General features: G+C 66.3%; 11 protein-coding genes. 6 read left to right on the top strand and 5 right to left on the bottom strand.

Annotated elements, in window-relative coordinates; all coding sequences use genetic code 11:
* Positions 1-67 precede the first annotated feature (67 nt).
* On the top strand, positions 68-1,135 hold the full coding sequence (locus AC1DCZ_RS06965) for an LCP family protein (protein WP_476973934.1): 1,068 nt from the start codon (positions 68-70) through the stop codon (positions 1,133-1,135).
* 20 nt (positions 1,136-1,155) lie between these two features.
* On the opposite strand, the gene AC1DCZ_RS06960 is transcribed toward AC1DCZ_RS06965, so the two are convergent.
* The 3 genes from AC1DCZ_RS06960 to rfbB all read right to left on the bottom strand — a co-directional run bounded on the left by AC1DCZ_RS06960 (position 1,156) and on the right by rfbB (position 4,394).
* Positions 1,156-1,506 (bottom strand): hypothetical protein, encoded by a 351-nt coding sequence (locus AC1DCZ_RS06960; RefSeq protein WP_476973933.1) that lies wholly within the window; start codon positions 1,504-1,506, stop codon positions 1,156-1,158.
* A 479-nt stretch (positions 1,507-1,985) separates the two neighbouring features.
* Entirely contained in the window at positions 1,986-3,392 is a 1,407-nt protein-coding gene (locus AC1DCZ_RS06955) for a sugar nucleotide-binding protein (RefSeq protein WP_476973932.1), read from the bottom strand.
* A 3-nt stretch (positions 3,393-3,395) separates the two neighbouring features.
* Positions 3,396-4,394, bottom strand: coding sequence for a dTDP-glucose 4,6-dehydratase (rfbB, locus tag AC1DCZ_RS06950; protein WP_476973931.1), 999 nt, complete (start codon positions 4,392-4,394; stop codon positions 3,396-3,398).
* Positions 4,395-4,460: 66 nt separating this feature from the next.
* Here rfbB and rfbA point away from each other — a divergent pair, with 66 nt between their 5' ends.
* The 4 genes from rfbA (at position 4,461) to AC1DCZ_RS06930 (ending at position 11,272) form a co-directional block, all read left to right on the top strand.
* Complete coding sequence (rfbA, locus tag AC1DCZ_RS06945; protein ID WP_476973965.1) at positions 4,461-5,348, top strand: glucose-1-phosphate thymidylyltransferase RfbA; 888 nt, start codon at positions 4,461-4,463, stop codon at positions 5,346-5,348.
* 45 nt (positions 5,349-5,393) lie between these two features.
* Positions 5,394-7,610, top strand: a complete 2,217-nt coding sequence (locus AC1DCZ_RS06940) for a S9 family peptidase (RefSeq protein ID WP_476973930.1) — start codon at positions 5,394-5,396, stop codon at positions 7,608-7,610.
* 283 nt (positions 7,611-7,893) lie between these two features.
* Positions 7,894-8,667, top strand: a complete 774-nt coding sequence (locus AC1DCZ_RS06935; protein ID WP_476973929.1) for a peptidoglycan-binding protein — start codon at positions 7,894-7,896, stop codon at positions 8,665-8,667.
* Positions 8,668-8,674: 7 nt separating this feature from the next.
* Positions 8,675-11,272 carry a hypothetical protein gene (locus AC1DCZ_RS06930; RefSeq protein WP_476973928.1) on the top strand — a complete coding sequence of 866 codons (2,598 nt, stop codon included), beginning with the start codon at positions 8,675-8,677 and terminating at the stop codon, positions 11,270-11,272.
* 89 nt (positions 11,273-11,361) lie between these two features.
* Here the strand turns inward: AC1DCZ_RS06930 and AC1DCZ_RS06925 are convergent, their stop codons facing one another.
* Entirely contained in the window at positions 11,362-11,931 is a 570-nt protein-coding gene (locus tag AC1DCZ_RS06925) for a GNAT family N-acetyltransferase (RefSeq protein WP_476893802.1), read from the bottom strand.
* 60 nt (positions 11,932-11,991) lie between these two features.
* On the bottom strand, positions 11,992-13,161 hold the full coding sequence (locus AC1DCZ_RS06920) for an acetate kinase (RefSeq protein ID WP_476973927.1): 1,170 nt from the start codon (positions 13,159-13,161) through the stop codon (positions 11,992-11,994).
* A gap of 210 nt (positions 13,162-13,371) precedes the next feature.
* Between AC1DCZ_RS06920 and AC1DCZ_RS06915 the strand changes: the two genes are divergently transcribed.
* Positions 13,372-13,635 carry a hypothetical protein gene (locus tag AC1DCZ_RS06915; RefSeq protein ID WP_476973926.1) on the top strand — a complete coding sequence of 88 codons (264 nt, stop codon included), beginning with the start codon at positions 13,372-13,374 and terminating at the stop codon, positions 13,633-13,635.
* Position 13,636 lies beyond the last annotated feature (1 nt).

Below are 13,636 nucleotides of genomic sequence, written 5' to 3'. Positions count from 1 at the left end.
GAAAGGGCAGCTGCTGCAGGGCAGCGTACCTCTTTGCCGCACCATCCGGCGGTGGTAGCGTCCGCCCATGGACACTCCGCCAGATCCCGCACGGGCACGGTCCGCGCCGCAGCCCGGCGGGACGCGCCGCCGTCGAACGCTGGTGGCCCTGGCATCGGTGCTGGCCATTGCGCTCGCCATCGGGGCATACATCCTGACCCGGCCGCGCGCCGACGAGTCGCAGCAACCCCAGACGGCGGCCACCCCGTCCGCGGAGCCCTCGGCAAGCCCGACCCCCTCCCCCACCCCGGAGCCTCCCGCCGCCGATCTGAACATCCTGCTGTTGGGCAGCGACAGCCGCGCGGACGCTCGTCAGCAGGAAGCCCAGGCCGCCGCCGGCACACCGGCCGACCAGCGTTCTGACGCCATCATGCTGGTCCATGTCCCTGCGGGCCGGCAGGAGATTTACGGCATTTCCATCATGCGTGACTTGTGGGTGGACATCCCCGGCCACGGGCCGTCCAAGATCAACGCCGCACTGGGGCTTGGCGGCATACCGCTGGCGGTCAGGACCGTGGAATTCATGTTTAAGCTGCACATCGACCACACCGTGATGGTGGACTTCGAGGGGTTCGAGGGCCTGACCGACGCACTTGGCGGGATCGATGTGGACGTCCAAGTGACGTTCACGTCCTCACTCCCGGGCGGCCGCGCGTTCCCTGCCGGGGTCAACAGGCTGGACGGCGCCGCGGCGCTGGATTTCGTCCGCGAACGCTACGCATTTCCCGACGGCGACTACCAGCGGGTGCGCGACCAGCAGCAGTTCCTGCGCTCCGTCATTGCCAAGGCCATGAGCGCGGGCACGCTGGGAAGTCCCGACACGGTCCGCAACATGGTGGTCTCGGTGCTTCCGTTCATGAGCGTGGACCAGGGCTTCACTGCTGAAACCCTGGTCAGACTCGGGTCAAGCCTCCGCGGCCTGCGGCCGGAGGACGGCGTGTTCTTCACGCTGCCCACGGCCGGCACCGGATTTTCAGCGGACGGCCAGTCCATAGTGCTCCCGTACAACGCCGCGATCGCCGCGATTTCCGCCGCACTTGCTGGCGGAAAGCTGGCAGACTACGTGGCCGCAAACGGCTTGGAACACGGCAACTGAGCCACGGAAACTGAGGCGGACTACGCCGCCAGGCGGAGGGCTGCGGCCCTTGTCCCTGAGGTAAACCCGAAACTGGCGGCGTCCTCGGCAGGAGCCAGGATGCTGAGCCTGCACTCCGACTGCAGCGGATCGATGGAAGCGGGGAGATGGTGGGATTCCGAACACGCGTGCAGCTGCTCGAGGGCGGCCGCTTCCACGCGGGCATGGCTTACATCCAGAACCAGGTGGAGGCCTTCCCTGAGGTTGTTGGCCCGCTTCACAACCACATACAGGGCCTGGAGGCTTTTCGCCGTCACATGGCCTTGGGCTGCTACTTCCGCTTCTCCGCAATCGAGGTCGAGCCGTACAAGAACCCTGAGCTTGTCATTCAAATGCTTCCCCTGTCACGCATTTTGGTGCCGGCCGCGACGCTGCGGCCGGTTCCCAGCCTAGGGAGCGAATGTGACGTACGCAACATTTACCGTCATATCGGGAAACCCCGCGTTATGAACGGCGGCAGACCTTGCCTGGAGGCACACGCTGCTGTACCGCTCTGCCGCAACGGCGGTTGCGCCACATTGAGGGCCGGCGGTGCCTGGGGAAGCCTCGGTCTCAGAAGGCTTGTCACCGCCGGCCCCGCTCAATGCGGTCCGGCTGATTTCCGGGCCCCTGCCCTGCCGCCTGGCCCCTTCGGGGGACAGGATGACCAGCGGCCGACAAGCCAAGACTATTGACCCGTAACAGCCTCCGCGCGAGTAGCCATTACCTGTCTTTCCGGACCCCCTGCGGCACTTCCGGCCGGCACTACGCGGACAAATGGGCGCAGGGAGTCGCGGGAATCGCAAACCGATGGCGAACTGCCTGAGTTCGGCTACCGGAGGTACGTCTGGAGTGCTTCCGTGGCTTGCCGGGGTGCAAATCCCGAGTCCCTGATTTTTCCCAGGTCGAGCACGCTGTTCAGCGGCCGGGGAGCCGCCGGCTTGTCCTTGAAATAGGCTTCCGTGCTGACCCCGGTGACTGATTCGCGCGACGCGCCCACGAACTCATATGCCTCGGCGGCGATGTCTGCCCATGACTGCGCCGGGCCGCCGTTGCTGAGGTTGTAGGTGCCGTATTCCGCGCCGGATTCCAGGAGGTGCCGGATGCCGGCGGCAATGTCGTGGGTGAAGCTGAGGCGGCCGATCTGGTCATTGACCACGGTGGGTTCCACTCCGCGCCGCGCCAACGACGCCATGGTGCGCACGAAGTTGTTCCCGTCGCCGATCACCCAACTAGTCCGCAGGGTGTAGTGCCGCGGTACTACACTGACCACTGCGTCCGCTGCCGCCTTAGTCTGGCCGTACACCCCCAACGGGGAGAACGGCTCGTCTTCGGCGTGGATTTCCTGGGTCCCGTCGAAAACGTAGTCGGAGGAGACATGGACCAGGGTCAGGCCGTGGTCGACGGCGGTCCTCGCCAGCCGCGCCACCGCCGCGACGTTGACGGCCCAGGCGGTTTTGCGGCCTTCCGGCGTCTCCGCTTCGTCGACAGCCGTGTAGGCAGCCGCGTTGATGATCGTGGAGTAGTTCTTCCAGTTCCGCGATGCGAAAGCGTCCGGGTCGCCGAGATCAAACTCGGCGCGGTCGGCAAACTCGACCGAGCTATCGCCTGTGTACTCCTCACGAAGGGCCTTTCCTAGTTGGCCGTTGGCGCCCATGACGAGGATCTTCTTGGGTGGCATGGGGATGACCTCGGCCAGGCGGGGGTGGGCCATATCCTTATCCGAAAGTTCGGCCTGCTCCAGCGGCACGGGCCAGGCGATGGCGGCGGTCTCGTCCGCGAGGTTCAGGAAGAGGTACTGGCCTTGGGCATCGGCGGACCAGTGGTCGTTGACGAGGTATGTGTACGCCGTGTTGTCCTCGAGGGTCTGGAAAGCGTTGCCGACGCCTCGCGGGATGAAGATGGCCTGGCTGGGATCCAGCTCCGCAGTGAAGACCGCTCCAAAGGACGGGCCCTCGCGCAGGTCCACCCACGCGCCGAAGATCCGGCCCGTGGCAACCGAGATGAACTTGTCCCAGGGCTCCGCGTGGATTCCCCGGGTGGTACCGGCTTTCTCGTTGAAAGAAATGTTGTTTTGCACCGGCCGGAAGTCTGGCAGGCCGAGCGCAAGCATCTTTTCTCGCTGCCAGTTCTCCTTGAACCAGCCCCGGTTGTCGCCGTGGACCGGGAGGTCGTAGAGGACCACGCCGGGAATCGGGGTTTCGTCCGCTGCGAGCTTCTTCGAGAACTCGATCGACATGCTCTACTGCCCCTGTTTCATGTATTTTTGCTCGGTCTGGGCCTTCTGCGGCCGCCACCAGTCCTCGTTGTCCTGGTACCACGCAATGGTGTCCGCGATGCCGGCGTCGAAGTTGGAGAACCGCGGTTCCCAGCCGAGCTCCTTGCGGAGCTTCGTGGAATCGATGGCGTAGCGGAGGTCGTGGCCGGGGCGGTCCACGACCTGGTCGTACGCGTCAGGTGACTGGCCCATGTGCTTGAGGATCAGTTCGACGACGTCCTTGTTGTTCTTCTCGCCGTCGGCACCGATCAGGTACGTCTCGCCTATCCGGCCCTTGTCGATGATCGCCAGAACGGCGGACGAGTGGTCGTTGGCGTGGATCCAGTCGCGGACGTTCTCGCCCTTGCCGTAGAGCTTGGGCCGGATCCCGTCGATCACGTTGGTGATCTGGCGAGGGATGAACTTTTCCACGTGCTGGTAGGGCCCGTAGTTGTTCGAGCAGTTGCTGATGGTCGCCTGCAGACCGAAGGACCGCACCCAGGCGCGCACAAGGAGGTCGGAGCCGGCCTTAGTGGATGAGTACGGGCTGGACGGGTTGTACGGCGTCTCTTCCGTGAACCGCTCCGGCTCGTCTAGTTCGAGGTCGCCGTAGACCTCGTCCGTGGAGATGTGGTGGAAGCGCCTGTTGTGCTTCCGGGCGGCCTCGATCAGGGTGTACGTGCCGATGATATTCGTGTCCAGGAACGGGCGCGGATCGTGCAGCGAGTTGTCGTTGTGCGATTCGGCTGCGTAATGGACCACGACGTCACAGTCCGCCACGAGCTCGCCGACCAGTCCGGCGTCGCAGATGTCCCCTTGAACGAACCGGAAACGCTCTGCAGGAAGTCCCCCAAGCGACTCCAAATTGCCCGCGTACGTGAGCTTGTCCAGGACAGTGACATGGTCGTCCGTGCTCTCCAGCATGTAGCGGACAAAATTCGAACCGATGAAGCCGGCACCACCGGTGACGAGAAGCTTTTGCATGACTTCCATACTTCCATAGCACGACTGATTTGGTTCAACCCGAAATGACAAGGAAAGATGGGCGTCATGCGCGGAATAATCCTCGCCGGGGGGACCGGTTCACGACTTCATCCAATTACCTTGGGCATCAGCAAGCAACTGGTCCCCGTTTACGACAAGCCGATGATCTACTATCCGCTCTCCACACTGATGCTGGCCGGGATCCAAGACATCCTGATCATCACCACACCGCATGACGCCGAGCAGTTCGAACGGCTCCTGGGCGACGGTTCGCAGTTCGGTGTGTCAATCAGCTACAAGCAACAGCCCTCGCCGGACGGCCTTGCTCAGGCCTTCGTCCTTGGAGCGGAACACATTGGGGACGGTCCTGTGGCCTTGGTGCTAGGCGACAACATCTTCTACGGCCACGGCATGGGAACGCAGTTGCGCCGGTTCTCCGACATCGATGGCGGAGCCGTGTTCGGCTACTGGGTCCAGAACCCTGCGGCCTATGGAGTCGTCGAGTTCGACGACTCCGGCAAGGCAATTTCGCTTGAGGAAAAGCCGGAGCAGCCCAAAAGCCACTATGCAGTGCCTGGACTCTATTTCTACGACAACGAAGTGGTGGAGATTGCGCGGAACCTTAAACCCTCCGCGCGCGGCGAGCTCGAAATCACGGACGTAAACCGCGTTTATCTGGAACGCGAAAAACTCCAGGTCGAAATTCTTCCCCGCGGATCCGCCTGGTTGGACACCGGAACGTTTGACGATCTCAACGACGCGTCTAATTTCGTGCGGACAGTTCAGAAGCGGCAGGGTCTGTCCATCGGCTGCCCCGAGGAGATCGCCTGGCGCATGGGCTTCCTCACCAACGACGAGCTCCGGGATCGCGCCGAACCGTTGGCAAAGAGCGGCTACGGGCGTTACTTGCTGGAATTGCTCACCCAAGTTCCGGATAGTTTGCTCACCCGGTAGCGAACGCGGACCGCCCGCGCGGGAATACGTTTATATATTGGGTCCATGACCCAGACTCCCGTGCAGCCGTCCCCGCAGCCTCCCGTCGCCAAGAAGGTCCGTACCGTGCGCACCCACCACGGTGACGAGTTCGAGGACAACTACGAGTGGCTGCGGGACAAGGAATCGGCTGAGGTCGTGGCACTGCTCAAGGCAGAAAACGCCTACCAGGAGACGGTGACCGCCCACCAGGAGCCGCTGCGTGAGGCCGTCTTCCAGGAGATCAAGAGCCGCACCCAGGAGACTGACCTCTCCGTCCCCAACCGCAAGGACGGCTGGTGGTACTACACCCGCTCGGTCGAGGGCAAGGAGTACGGCATCCATTGCCGTGTGCGCGGCCAGGACACCGGGGACCGCGTCGCGGACTGGACTCCGCCCGCCGTCGAGGTCGGCGTCGATATCCCCGGGGAAGAAATCCTGCTGGACGGCAACGTCGAGGCGGAGGGCAAGCCGTTCTTCGCCGTCGGCGGCGCTGCCACCACCATCGACGGGAACCTCTACGCCTACGCGGTGGACAACGCCGGCGATGAACGCTTCACGCTGCGCATCAAGGATCTGCGGAGCGGCGAGCTCCTCCCGGACGTCATCGAGAACGTCTTCTACGGCATCTCCTTCTCCCCCGACGGCACGCGCATCTTCTACACAGTCGTGGACGACTCGTGGCGGCCCTACCAGGTGAAGTCGCACGTGCTTGGCACGCCGGTCGCCGAGGACGAGGTGGTGTACCAGGAGGACGACGTCGCCATGTGGCTGGGCTTCGAACTCTCCGCCGACCGGCGCCACCTCGTGCTGAGCATCGGCTGTTCTGAATTCAGCGAAACGCGGCTGCTGCGCTTCGACGCGCCCGACGCCGGGCTCCGCACCGTGATCTCCCGGGACGAGCGCATCCTGTACGAGGCCGAACCGTTCCTCCTGGCCGGCCCGCAGGGCGGGAAAACAGAGCAGATCCTGCTGACCCACAACAAAGACGCCATCAACTCCATGGTCTCCCTCGTGGACCCGGCCGAACTCGCCAAGCCGCTCGTCGAGCAGCACTGGACCACCGTCGTCGCGCATTCCGACCAGGTGCGCGTCAACGGGGCCGGGGTAACCTCGACGCACCTCATCGTCTCCGTCCGCAAGGACACGATCGAGCGCGTGCAGGTCATCGCTTTGGCAGGGCTGGGCAGCGCTGAGCAGGGCGCACCGGTGGAGCCGTCCTTCGAGGAGGAGCTGTACACGGCCGGAGTCGCGGGCTCCGACTACGAAGCCCCCGTGATCCGCATGGGCTACACCTCGTACTTCACCCCTTCCAGGGTCTACGACTTCGTGCTGCCCACCCCGGAGCAGCCGGCGGGCGAACTCCTGCTGCGCAAGGAAAGCCCGGTGCACGGCGGCTACCGCGCCTCCGACTATGTCGCCACGCGCGAATGGGCCACTGCCGAGGACGGGACCCGGATCCCGCTCTCCGTCCTGCGCCACGCCTCCGTGAAACAGGATTCGACGGCGGCCGGCCTCGTATACGGCTACGGCTCCTACGAAATGAGCATGGACCCGGGGTTCGGGATCCCCCGGCTCTCCCTGCTGGACCGGGGCATCGTGTTCGTCATCGCGCACATCCGCGGCGGCGGCGAACTGGGCCGGCACTGGTACGACGACGGCAAGAAGCTGCGCAAGAAGAACACGTTCACCGACTTCATCGCCGCCACGGACTGGCTGGCGGCCTCGGGCTGGGTGGATCCTGCCCGGATCGCGGCCATGGGTGGCTCCGCCGGCGGCCTGCTGATGGGCGCCGTCGCCAACCTGGCCCCGGAAAAGTATGCGGCGGTTGTTGCTGCCGTTCCGTTCGTGGACGCGCTGACCACCATCCTGGACCCCGAACTGCCGCTCTCCGCCCTCGAATGGGAGGAATGGGGAAACCCCATCACGGACCCTTCCGTGTACGCCTACATGAAGTCGTACACGCCGTACGAAAACGTCCGCTCGGTGGCCTACCCCAAAATCGCCGCGGTCACCTCGTTTAATGACACGCGGGTGCTCTACGTGGAGCCCGCCAAATGGGTGCAGCGGCTGCGCGAGGTCAACACCGGCAGCGAGCCGATCGTTTTGAAGATCGAGATGGAAGGCGGCCATGGCGGAGGCTCCGGCCGTTACGTGCAGTGGCGCGAACGGGCCTGGGATTACGCGTTTGTCGCGGATTCACTCGGCGCCACCTCGCTGCTGCCCGGCGCCGGACTTCGGTAAGACCCGTTACCCCATCGATTGCTCCGTAGGCGCCCTTTTGGACGCCCATAAGGGCCGTTGCGGAGCAATCGATGGGGCTGCACGCCCGGCGGCTCGGCGCCACTCTTGCCTGGACCCGGCCGGACCGGGGACATCCGATGTCCGGGAGCCCCCTATCGCATAAATGGTCATCATGCTTACTATTTACTGGCATGATAGGCATTTCGACGTAGTACCCGTCCGCTGAGGGCGGGGCGTCGTAGAACTGTGACCGGGCACCAAGGTGCCGGAGATGGAGTTTCTTATGAGCGTTGAGCGGGAAATGGCCGCATTGTCCGACGAAGAACTCATGTCCCAGGGCGGAACCGCCCTTCCGGACAAGGAAGTGGCGTCCGTACTGGACCTGAACGCAGACCTGAACCTGGGCATCAGCGCTGCGGCACCGATCGACCTCGGCATCGCGGCCAACGCAAACGTCGCCGCCCCGATTGACGCCGGCGCGTCCGCGAACGTCCTCTCGTTCGGATCCGAATCCCAGGCGCTGGCCGATCAGGGAACCCTCATCAACCAGGGCATCACGGGCGACGCCACGGCGCATTCCGTGCAGGACAGCGGCATCGACCAGGGCACGGGCACCCACGCCTCGGCCGCTCCCGCCACGACGGACCCGGCAACGACGGATCCCACCACTGCGGCAGCGGCTCCGGCTGCCACTGTTCCGGCCGGTACTGTTCCGGCCGGCACCACCGACGGCGGTCTCGTCCCCGGCGGCGTTCTGCCGCAGGGCACCACCCCGGATCTGGGTGTGGCGGGCGCGGGTGCCGCTGGCGCCCTCAACGGCAACCTCCTCAACGTCAATGTGAACCTGGACGCCAACGCGGGCATCGCCGCACCCATCAATGGGGCCGTTGCTGCCAACGCCAACGTCGCCGCACCCATCGACGCCGCCGTCGGAGCGAACATCGGATCGATTGACAGCAACGCATACGCTGTTGCCCACCAGGACGCCATCATCAACCAGGACATCCACGGCAACGCCACGTCCTCGGCGGACCAGCAGTCCACCCTGAAGCAGTAGCACCTAGATGAGCACTCTGCACGGAGGGCCGTCCCGGCAGGACGGCCCTCCGGGTTCTCCCGCGCCCGGCGGCGAAGTACCGGGCGACATCTTTGCCGGCGCACCTACTGCAGCTGCGGCGCCGGCTGCCGATCCGGCGCACGCTCCCGGTCCGGCGTCGACGGCCCATCCGGCGCCGGCTGCCGATCCGGCGTCGGCGGTGGCCCTCGCCCAAGAACCCGTTCCTGTCCGGGCGGACGGCGTCCAGCTCCTCGGCGAGACGAAGGGCTCGGGCTACAAAGAGGCCCCGTCCCTGGTGCGCCGCGCCGACGGCCAGACGATCCAGCTCACCCGGCTGCTCTACCTGGTCCTCGAGGCGATCGACGGCCGCCGGGGCCTGGACTCGATTGCCGAGCATGCCAGCAACGGCTTCGGAAAACTGGTCAGCGCGGAAAACGTCCAGACCCTGATCACCTCACAGCTCCTGCCGCTCGGGCTGCTGCAGCTCGCTGACGGTTCCCAGCCCGAAGTCAGGAAGTCCAACCCGCTTCTTGGCATGCGCTTCCGGTACTCGGTCACGGATCCGGAACGCACCCGGAAACTCACGGCCCCGTTCGCGAGACTGTTCAACCCGTTGATCGTTGTGGCCGTAACGGCCGCCTTCCTGGCCTCCTGCTGGTGGGTGCTCATGGTAAAGGGCCTGGCCTCGGCCACCCATGAAGCATTCGCCAACCCGGGCCTGGTGCTGCTGATCCTGGCGGTCACGGTGCTCTCGGCCGGCTTCCACGAATTCGGCCACGCCGCCGCCGCCCGCCGCGGCGGAGCCACCCCCGGGGCGATGGGCACAGGCCTGTACCTGATGTGGCCTGCGTTTTACACCGACGTCACGGATTCCTACCGGCTGGGCCGGGGCGGCCGGATCCGCACCGACCTCGGCGGCCTGTACTTCAATGCGATCGTGGCCGTGGCCATCATGGGCATTTGGTGGGCCACCGGCTACGACGCCCTGCTGCTGGTGGTGGTCACCCAAATCCTGCAGATGGTGCGGCAGCTCATGCCCATGGTCCGCTTCGACGGCTACCACATCCTGGCCGACGCCACCGGGGTCCCGGACCTCTTCCAGCGGATCAAACCCACCCTGCTGGGCCTGCTGCCGTGGCGCCGGACCGATCCCGAGGCCCAGCTCCTCAAGCCGTGCGCCCGGGCAGTCGTCACGATCTGGGTCCTGGTGACAGTGCCCCTGCTGGTGTTCAGCATGGTCACTATGGTTCTCACCCTGCCGCGCGTGCTGGGCACTGCCTGGGACAACGGCTGGAAACAGCAGGCCATGCTCTCCCACAGCGTCTCCACCGGGGACTTTGCCGACGCCGCGGTGCGGATAATCGCGATCGCGTGCATCGCCCTCCCGATCCTTGGCATCTTCTACATCCTGCTGCGCCTGGTCCGCCAGTTCGTCACCGGACTGTGGACAAGGACCCGGGGCAAGGCCCTCCAGCGAGGGACCGCGGTCGCCGCAGTCGCTGCCTTGATCGCGGGTCTCGCCTGGGCCTGGTGGCCCGGCGCCGAGACGTACCGTCCGGTCCAGTCCTATGAGCGCGGCACCCTGTCCGACGCCACCACCGCCATCTTCCCGGCATCCTCCGCGGGCCGGATGAAGGAGGGCCAGGCCGGCCGGACCGTCGCCCTGTGGCCCAAGGATGCCAGGAAGCCTACCCGCGAAGACCCCCAGCTGAGCATGGTCCTGGTGCCGAGGCAGTCCGGCGCGGCCGCTCCGGCGGGTGCTGCGGGTTCCTCACCGGCTGCGCCGCCTGCCCCTTCCTGGGTCTTCCCGTTCGACAAGCCCCCCGCACCTCAAGAGGGCAACAACCAGGCGCTGGCGGTCAACACCACTAACGGATCGGTGACCTATGACGTTGCCTTTGCGCTGGTCTGGGCCGACGACGGCCAGGACGTCCAGACCCGCAACGAGGCCTACGCCTTCGCCAGCTGCGCCGATTGTGCTGCCGTAGCGGTGGGCTTCCAGGTGGTCCTGATTGTGGGCCAGACTGATGTGATCGTCCCGGAGAACCTCTCCGCGGCCGCGAACTACAACTGCGTTCGATGCCTGACCTATGCCCTGGCGAGCCAGCTGGTCCTGACCCTCGACGGCCCGTTGAGCGCCGATGGCATGACAAAGCTGGACGCGCTGTGGCAGCAGATCGCAGACTTCGGCCGGAACCTGCGCAACGTCCCGCTCGCGGAAATCCAGGACCGGTTGAGCGCGTTCAAGGCACAGATCGTGGAGGTCATCAAGGCCGACCCCAGCGCCACCAAGGGCAAGGCCCCGGGTACGTCCCCGACGCCGGGCGCAACCACGCAACCCACGCCGGGGAGCACTGCGGCGCCGTCGCCGGGCGTCACGGAGCAGGCCCCGCCGGCCGGTGGAGCGCCCACGATGGAACCCGCTCCCGCCGGCACGGCCGCAGCGCCGGCACCGGCCCAGACTGCGCAGCCTGCGCAGTCCGGGCCGCCCGCGCCGTCCGGAGGAACGGGGGCGGGCACGGGTACGGAACCTGCGACTGCGCCGGCTCCCGCACCGGGAACGGCGTCGCCCGCCCCGACCGCTACGGCGCCTCCCGCTCCCTAGGACTGGCACCGGGCCCATGGATCCGCGGGATTCCCTGGGTCCGGGCAGGTCCGGGCAGCAGCAACTGGGCAGGAGCGCCGCTTAGGCGTTCAGCCGCCGGAGACCTGCTGCCGGGCCTGCCATTCCTCCGCGAGGATGGCGTAGACCACTTCCGTGGCCCACTCCCCCTTGTAGTGCCACTTGTCGACCTGCGTGGACTCCAGGCGCATGCCGAGGCGTTCGCACAGTGCGGCGGAGGCGGTGTTCAGGGCATCGAGTTTGGCATCGATCCGGTGAAAGCCGAGGTCGTCGAATCCGAGCTTGAGCAGCGCCCCGGCTGCCTCCGCGGCTATCCCCCGACCGCGCGCCTGCGGGGCCAGGCTCCAGCCGATCTCGGCCTGCCCGCAACCGGGCAGCCACTTCAGTACCACTTCACCGAGGAGGCCGGGCGAGTCGGCGGCCTCGATGGCCAAGGCAACCCAGTCGCCCTCCTTTTCAAACTCGAAGTTGGCGTATTTGCCGACCGTCTCCATCGACTGGGTGTAGCTTTTGGCCTCACGCGGCAGGAACCGGGCGGTCTCGGGCAGCGAGTGGTACGCGTGGAAGGCGTCGAGGTCGGAGGCTGCGAAACGGCGCAGCACGAGCCGTTCGGTGCGGAGGGGAAGATTCAGTTCCGTCATGGCCCCAAGGCTACCCATCGATTGCTCCGCAGATGCCGTTTTGGGCCGCGAAAAGGGCCGCTACGGAGCAGTCGATGGGTGGGTGAGGACGTCGGCAGTTGCCTCGGCGATCGCGCGTTCCTCGTCCGTGGGCACCACGAGCACGGGCAGGGCCGAGCCGGGTGTGGAAATCACCCGGGGTTCCTTGGACCGCTCACGGTTCAGGCCGGCGTCGAGCTGCACGCCCAGGGCGCCGAGCCGCTCCGCAACGAGCGTCCTGAACTGGTGCGAGTTTTCGCCGATCCCCGCCGTGAAGACGAGTGCCTTGGCCCCGCCGACGGCCACGTGGTACCCGCCGATGTACTTCGCAAGCCGGTAGGAGGCGACGGCGAGCGCCATGGCCGCCTTGGCGTCCCCGGCCTCGGCTGCTTCCACGACGGAGCGCATGTCGTTGTTGCCGGCCAGGCCTTTGAGCCCGGACTGGCGGTTGAGCATGGCATCGAGGTCCTCCGGGGACCAGCCGGCCCGGCCAAGGAAGACGAGGATGGAGGGGTCCAGGTCACCGGAGCGGGTGCCCATGACGAGGCCCTCCAGCGGCGTGAAGCCCATCGAGGTGTCAACGGACTGGCCGCCCCGGATCGCGGTGACGGAGGCGCCGTTGCCGAGGTGCGCTATGACGGCGTCGAACTCGTCCAGCGGGACATCCAGCAGGGCCGCGGCCCGGTGCGCGACGTATTCGTGCGAGGTGCCGTGGAAGCCGTAGCGGCGGATTCCGTGGTTGGTATAGAGCTCGTCCGGCACCGCGTAGCGCCAGGCGTGCTCGGGCAGGGTGCGGTGGAAGGCAGTATCGAACACCGCGACCTGCGGCATGTCAGGCCACTTCTTCGAGATCGCGCGGATGCCGAGCACGTTCGCCGGGTTGTGCAGGGGCGCCAGCGGGTTGAGCCTTTCGATGGCGCGGGTGATCTCGTTGTTGATCAGGACCGGCGCGGAGAAGCGTTCCCCGCCGTGCACCACCCGGTGCCCGACGGCGTCCAGCGCCCGGTCGCCCAGCGCGGCGTGGATCTCTGCGTCCACCAGTTCCAGGGCCTCCGCGTGGTCGCGGGGTCCTTCGATCTGGCCGTCGCCCTCCCCGCCGTTGCCCACACCGATCTTCTCGACCAGTCCTTCGGCGAGCACACTTCCGGCCTCGACGTCGCGGACCTGGTACTTGAGCGAGGACGAGCCAGAGTTGATAACGAGCACGAGCATGGGGGCCTCCTACGCCTTGGCTTCTGCGCTAACCCGTAAGGGCGCATCGGGAGTGGCATCACGCCAGAGCCTGGCGGAGCACTCCATGGGACCCACTATAAATTGCCGGACCGTTTCTTGCCGGACGGGCGAGCGCGCCAATCCGTTGCGAAAGCCGCGGCGGACGCCTAGAGTCGGCGGACCACCTCGACTACTCACGAAGGGACTTCCATGACTGACGACGCGACCCAGCCAGAGAGCACCGAGCCCGAGAGCACCAAGCCGGACAGCGGGGCCGGCAAAGCGGACCCCACCGGCGTCGAAGGCGCGAACCCGGCCCTGGACGACACCGGCAACTTCAAGGCCGCCGAGACCGGGGAAGCCGCTGAGGCCCCCGAGAATCTGGAGGACCTGGATCTCACGCCGGCGGGCCTGGCCGATGAGCCCGCCAAGCAGGAAGACCCCGACAATCCGGCGAAGCCGGAGAACAGCTGAC

The sequence above is a fragment of the Arthrobacter sp. 10N418 genome (genome assembly GCF_056394725.1).
Note: the sequence above shows the minus strand (reverse complement) of the source record. Positions and strands in the feature narration are given on the sequence as shown.

What these genes read in the sequence shown, in the direction of transcription:
- AC1DCZ_RS06920 (WP_476973927.1), bottom strand. Translation starts at nt 13,161, where the DNA reads ATGCTCGTGCTCGTTATCAACTCTGGCTCGTCCTCGCTCAAGTACCAG.
- AC1DCZ_RS06965 (WP_476973934.1), top strand. Translation starts at nt 68, where the DNA reads ATGGACACTCCGCCAGATCCCGCACGGGCACGGTCCGCGCCGCAGCCC.
- AC1DCZ_RS06955 (WP_476973932.1), bottom strand. Translation starts at nt 3,392, where the DNA reads ATGTCGATCGAGTTCTCGAAGAAGCTCGCAGCGGACGAAACCCCGATT.
- AC1DCZ_RS06925 (WP_476893802.1), bottom strand. Translation starts at nt 11,931, where the DNA reads ATGACGGAACTGAATCTTCCCCTCCGCACCGAACGGCTCGTGCTGCGC.
- AC1DCZ_RS06935 (WP_476973929.1), top strand. Translation starts at nt 7,894, where the DNA reads ATGAGCGTTGAGCGGGAAATGGCCGCATTGTCCGACGAAGAACTCATG.
- AC1DCZ_RS06930 (WP_476973928.1), top strand. Translation starts at nt 8,675, where the DNA reads ATGAGCACTCTGCACGGAGGGCCGTCCCGGCAGGACGGCCCTCCGGGT.
- rfbA (WP_476973965.1), top strand. Translation starts at nt 4,461, where the DNA reads ATGCGCGGAATAATCCTCGCCGGGGGGACCGGTTCACGACTTCATCCA.
- AC1DCZ_RS06915 (WP_476973926.1), top strand. Translation starts at nt 13,372, where the DNA reads ATGACTGACGACGCGACCCAGCCAGAGAGCACCGAGCCCGAGAGCACC.
- rfbB (WP_476973931.1), bottom strand. Translation starts at nt 4,394, where the DNA reads ATGCAAAAGCTTCTCGTCACCGGTGGTGCCGGCTTCATCGGTTCGAAT.
- AC1DCZ_RS06940 (WP_476973930.1), top strand. Translation starts at nt 5,394, where the DNA reads ATGACCCAGACTCCCGTGCAGCCGTCCCCGCAGCCTCCCGTCGCCAAG.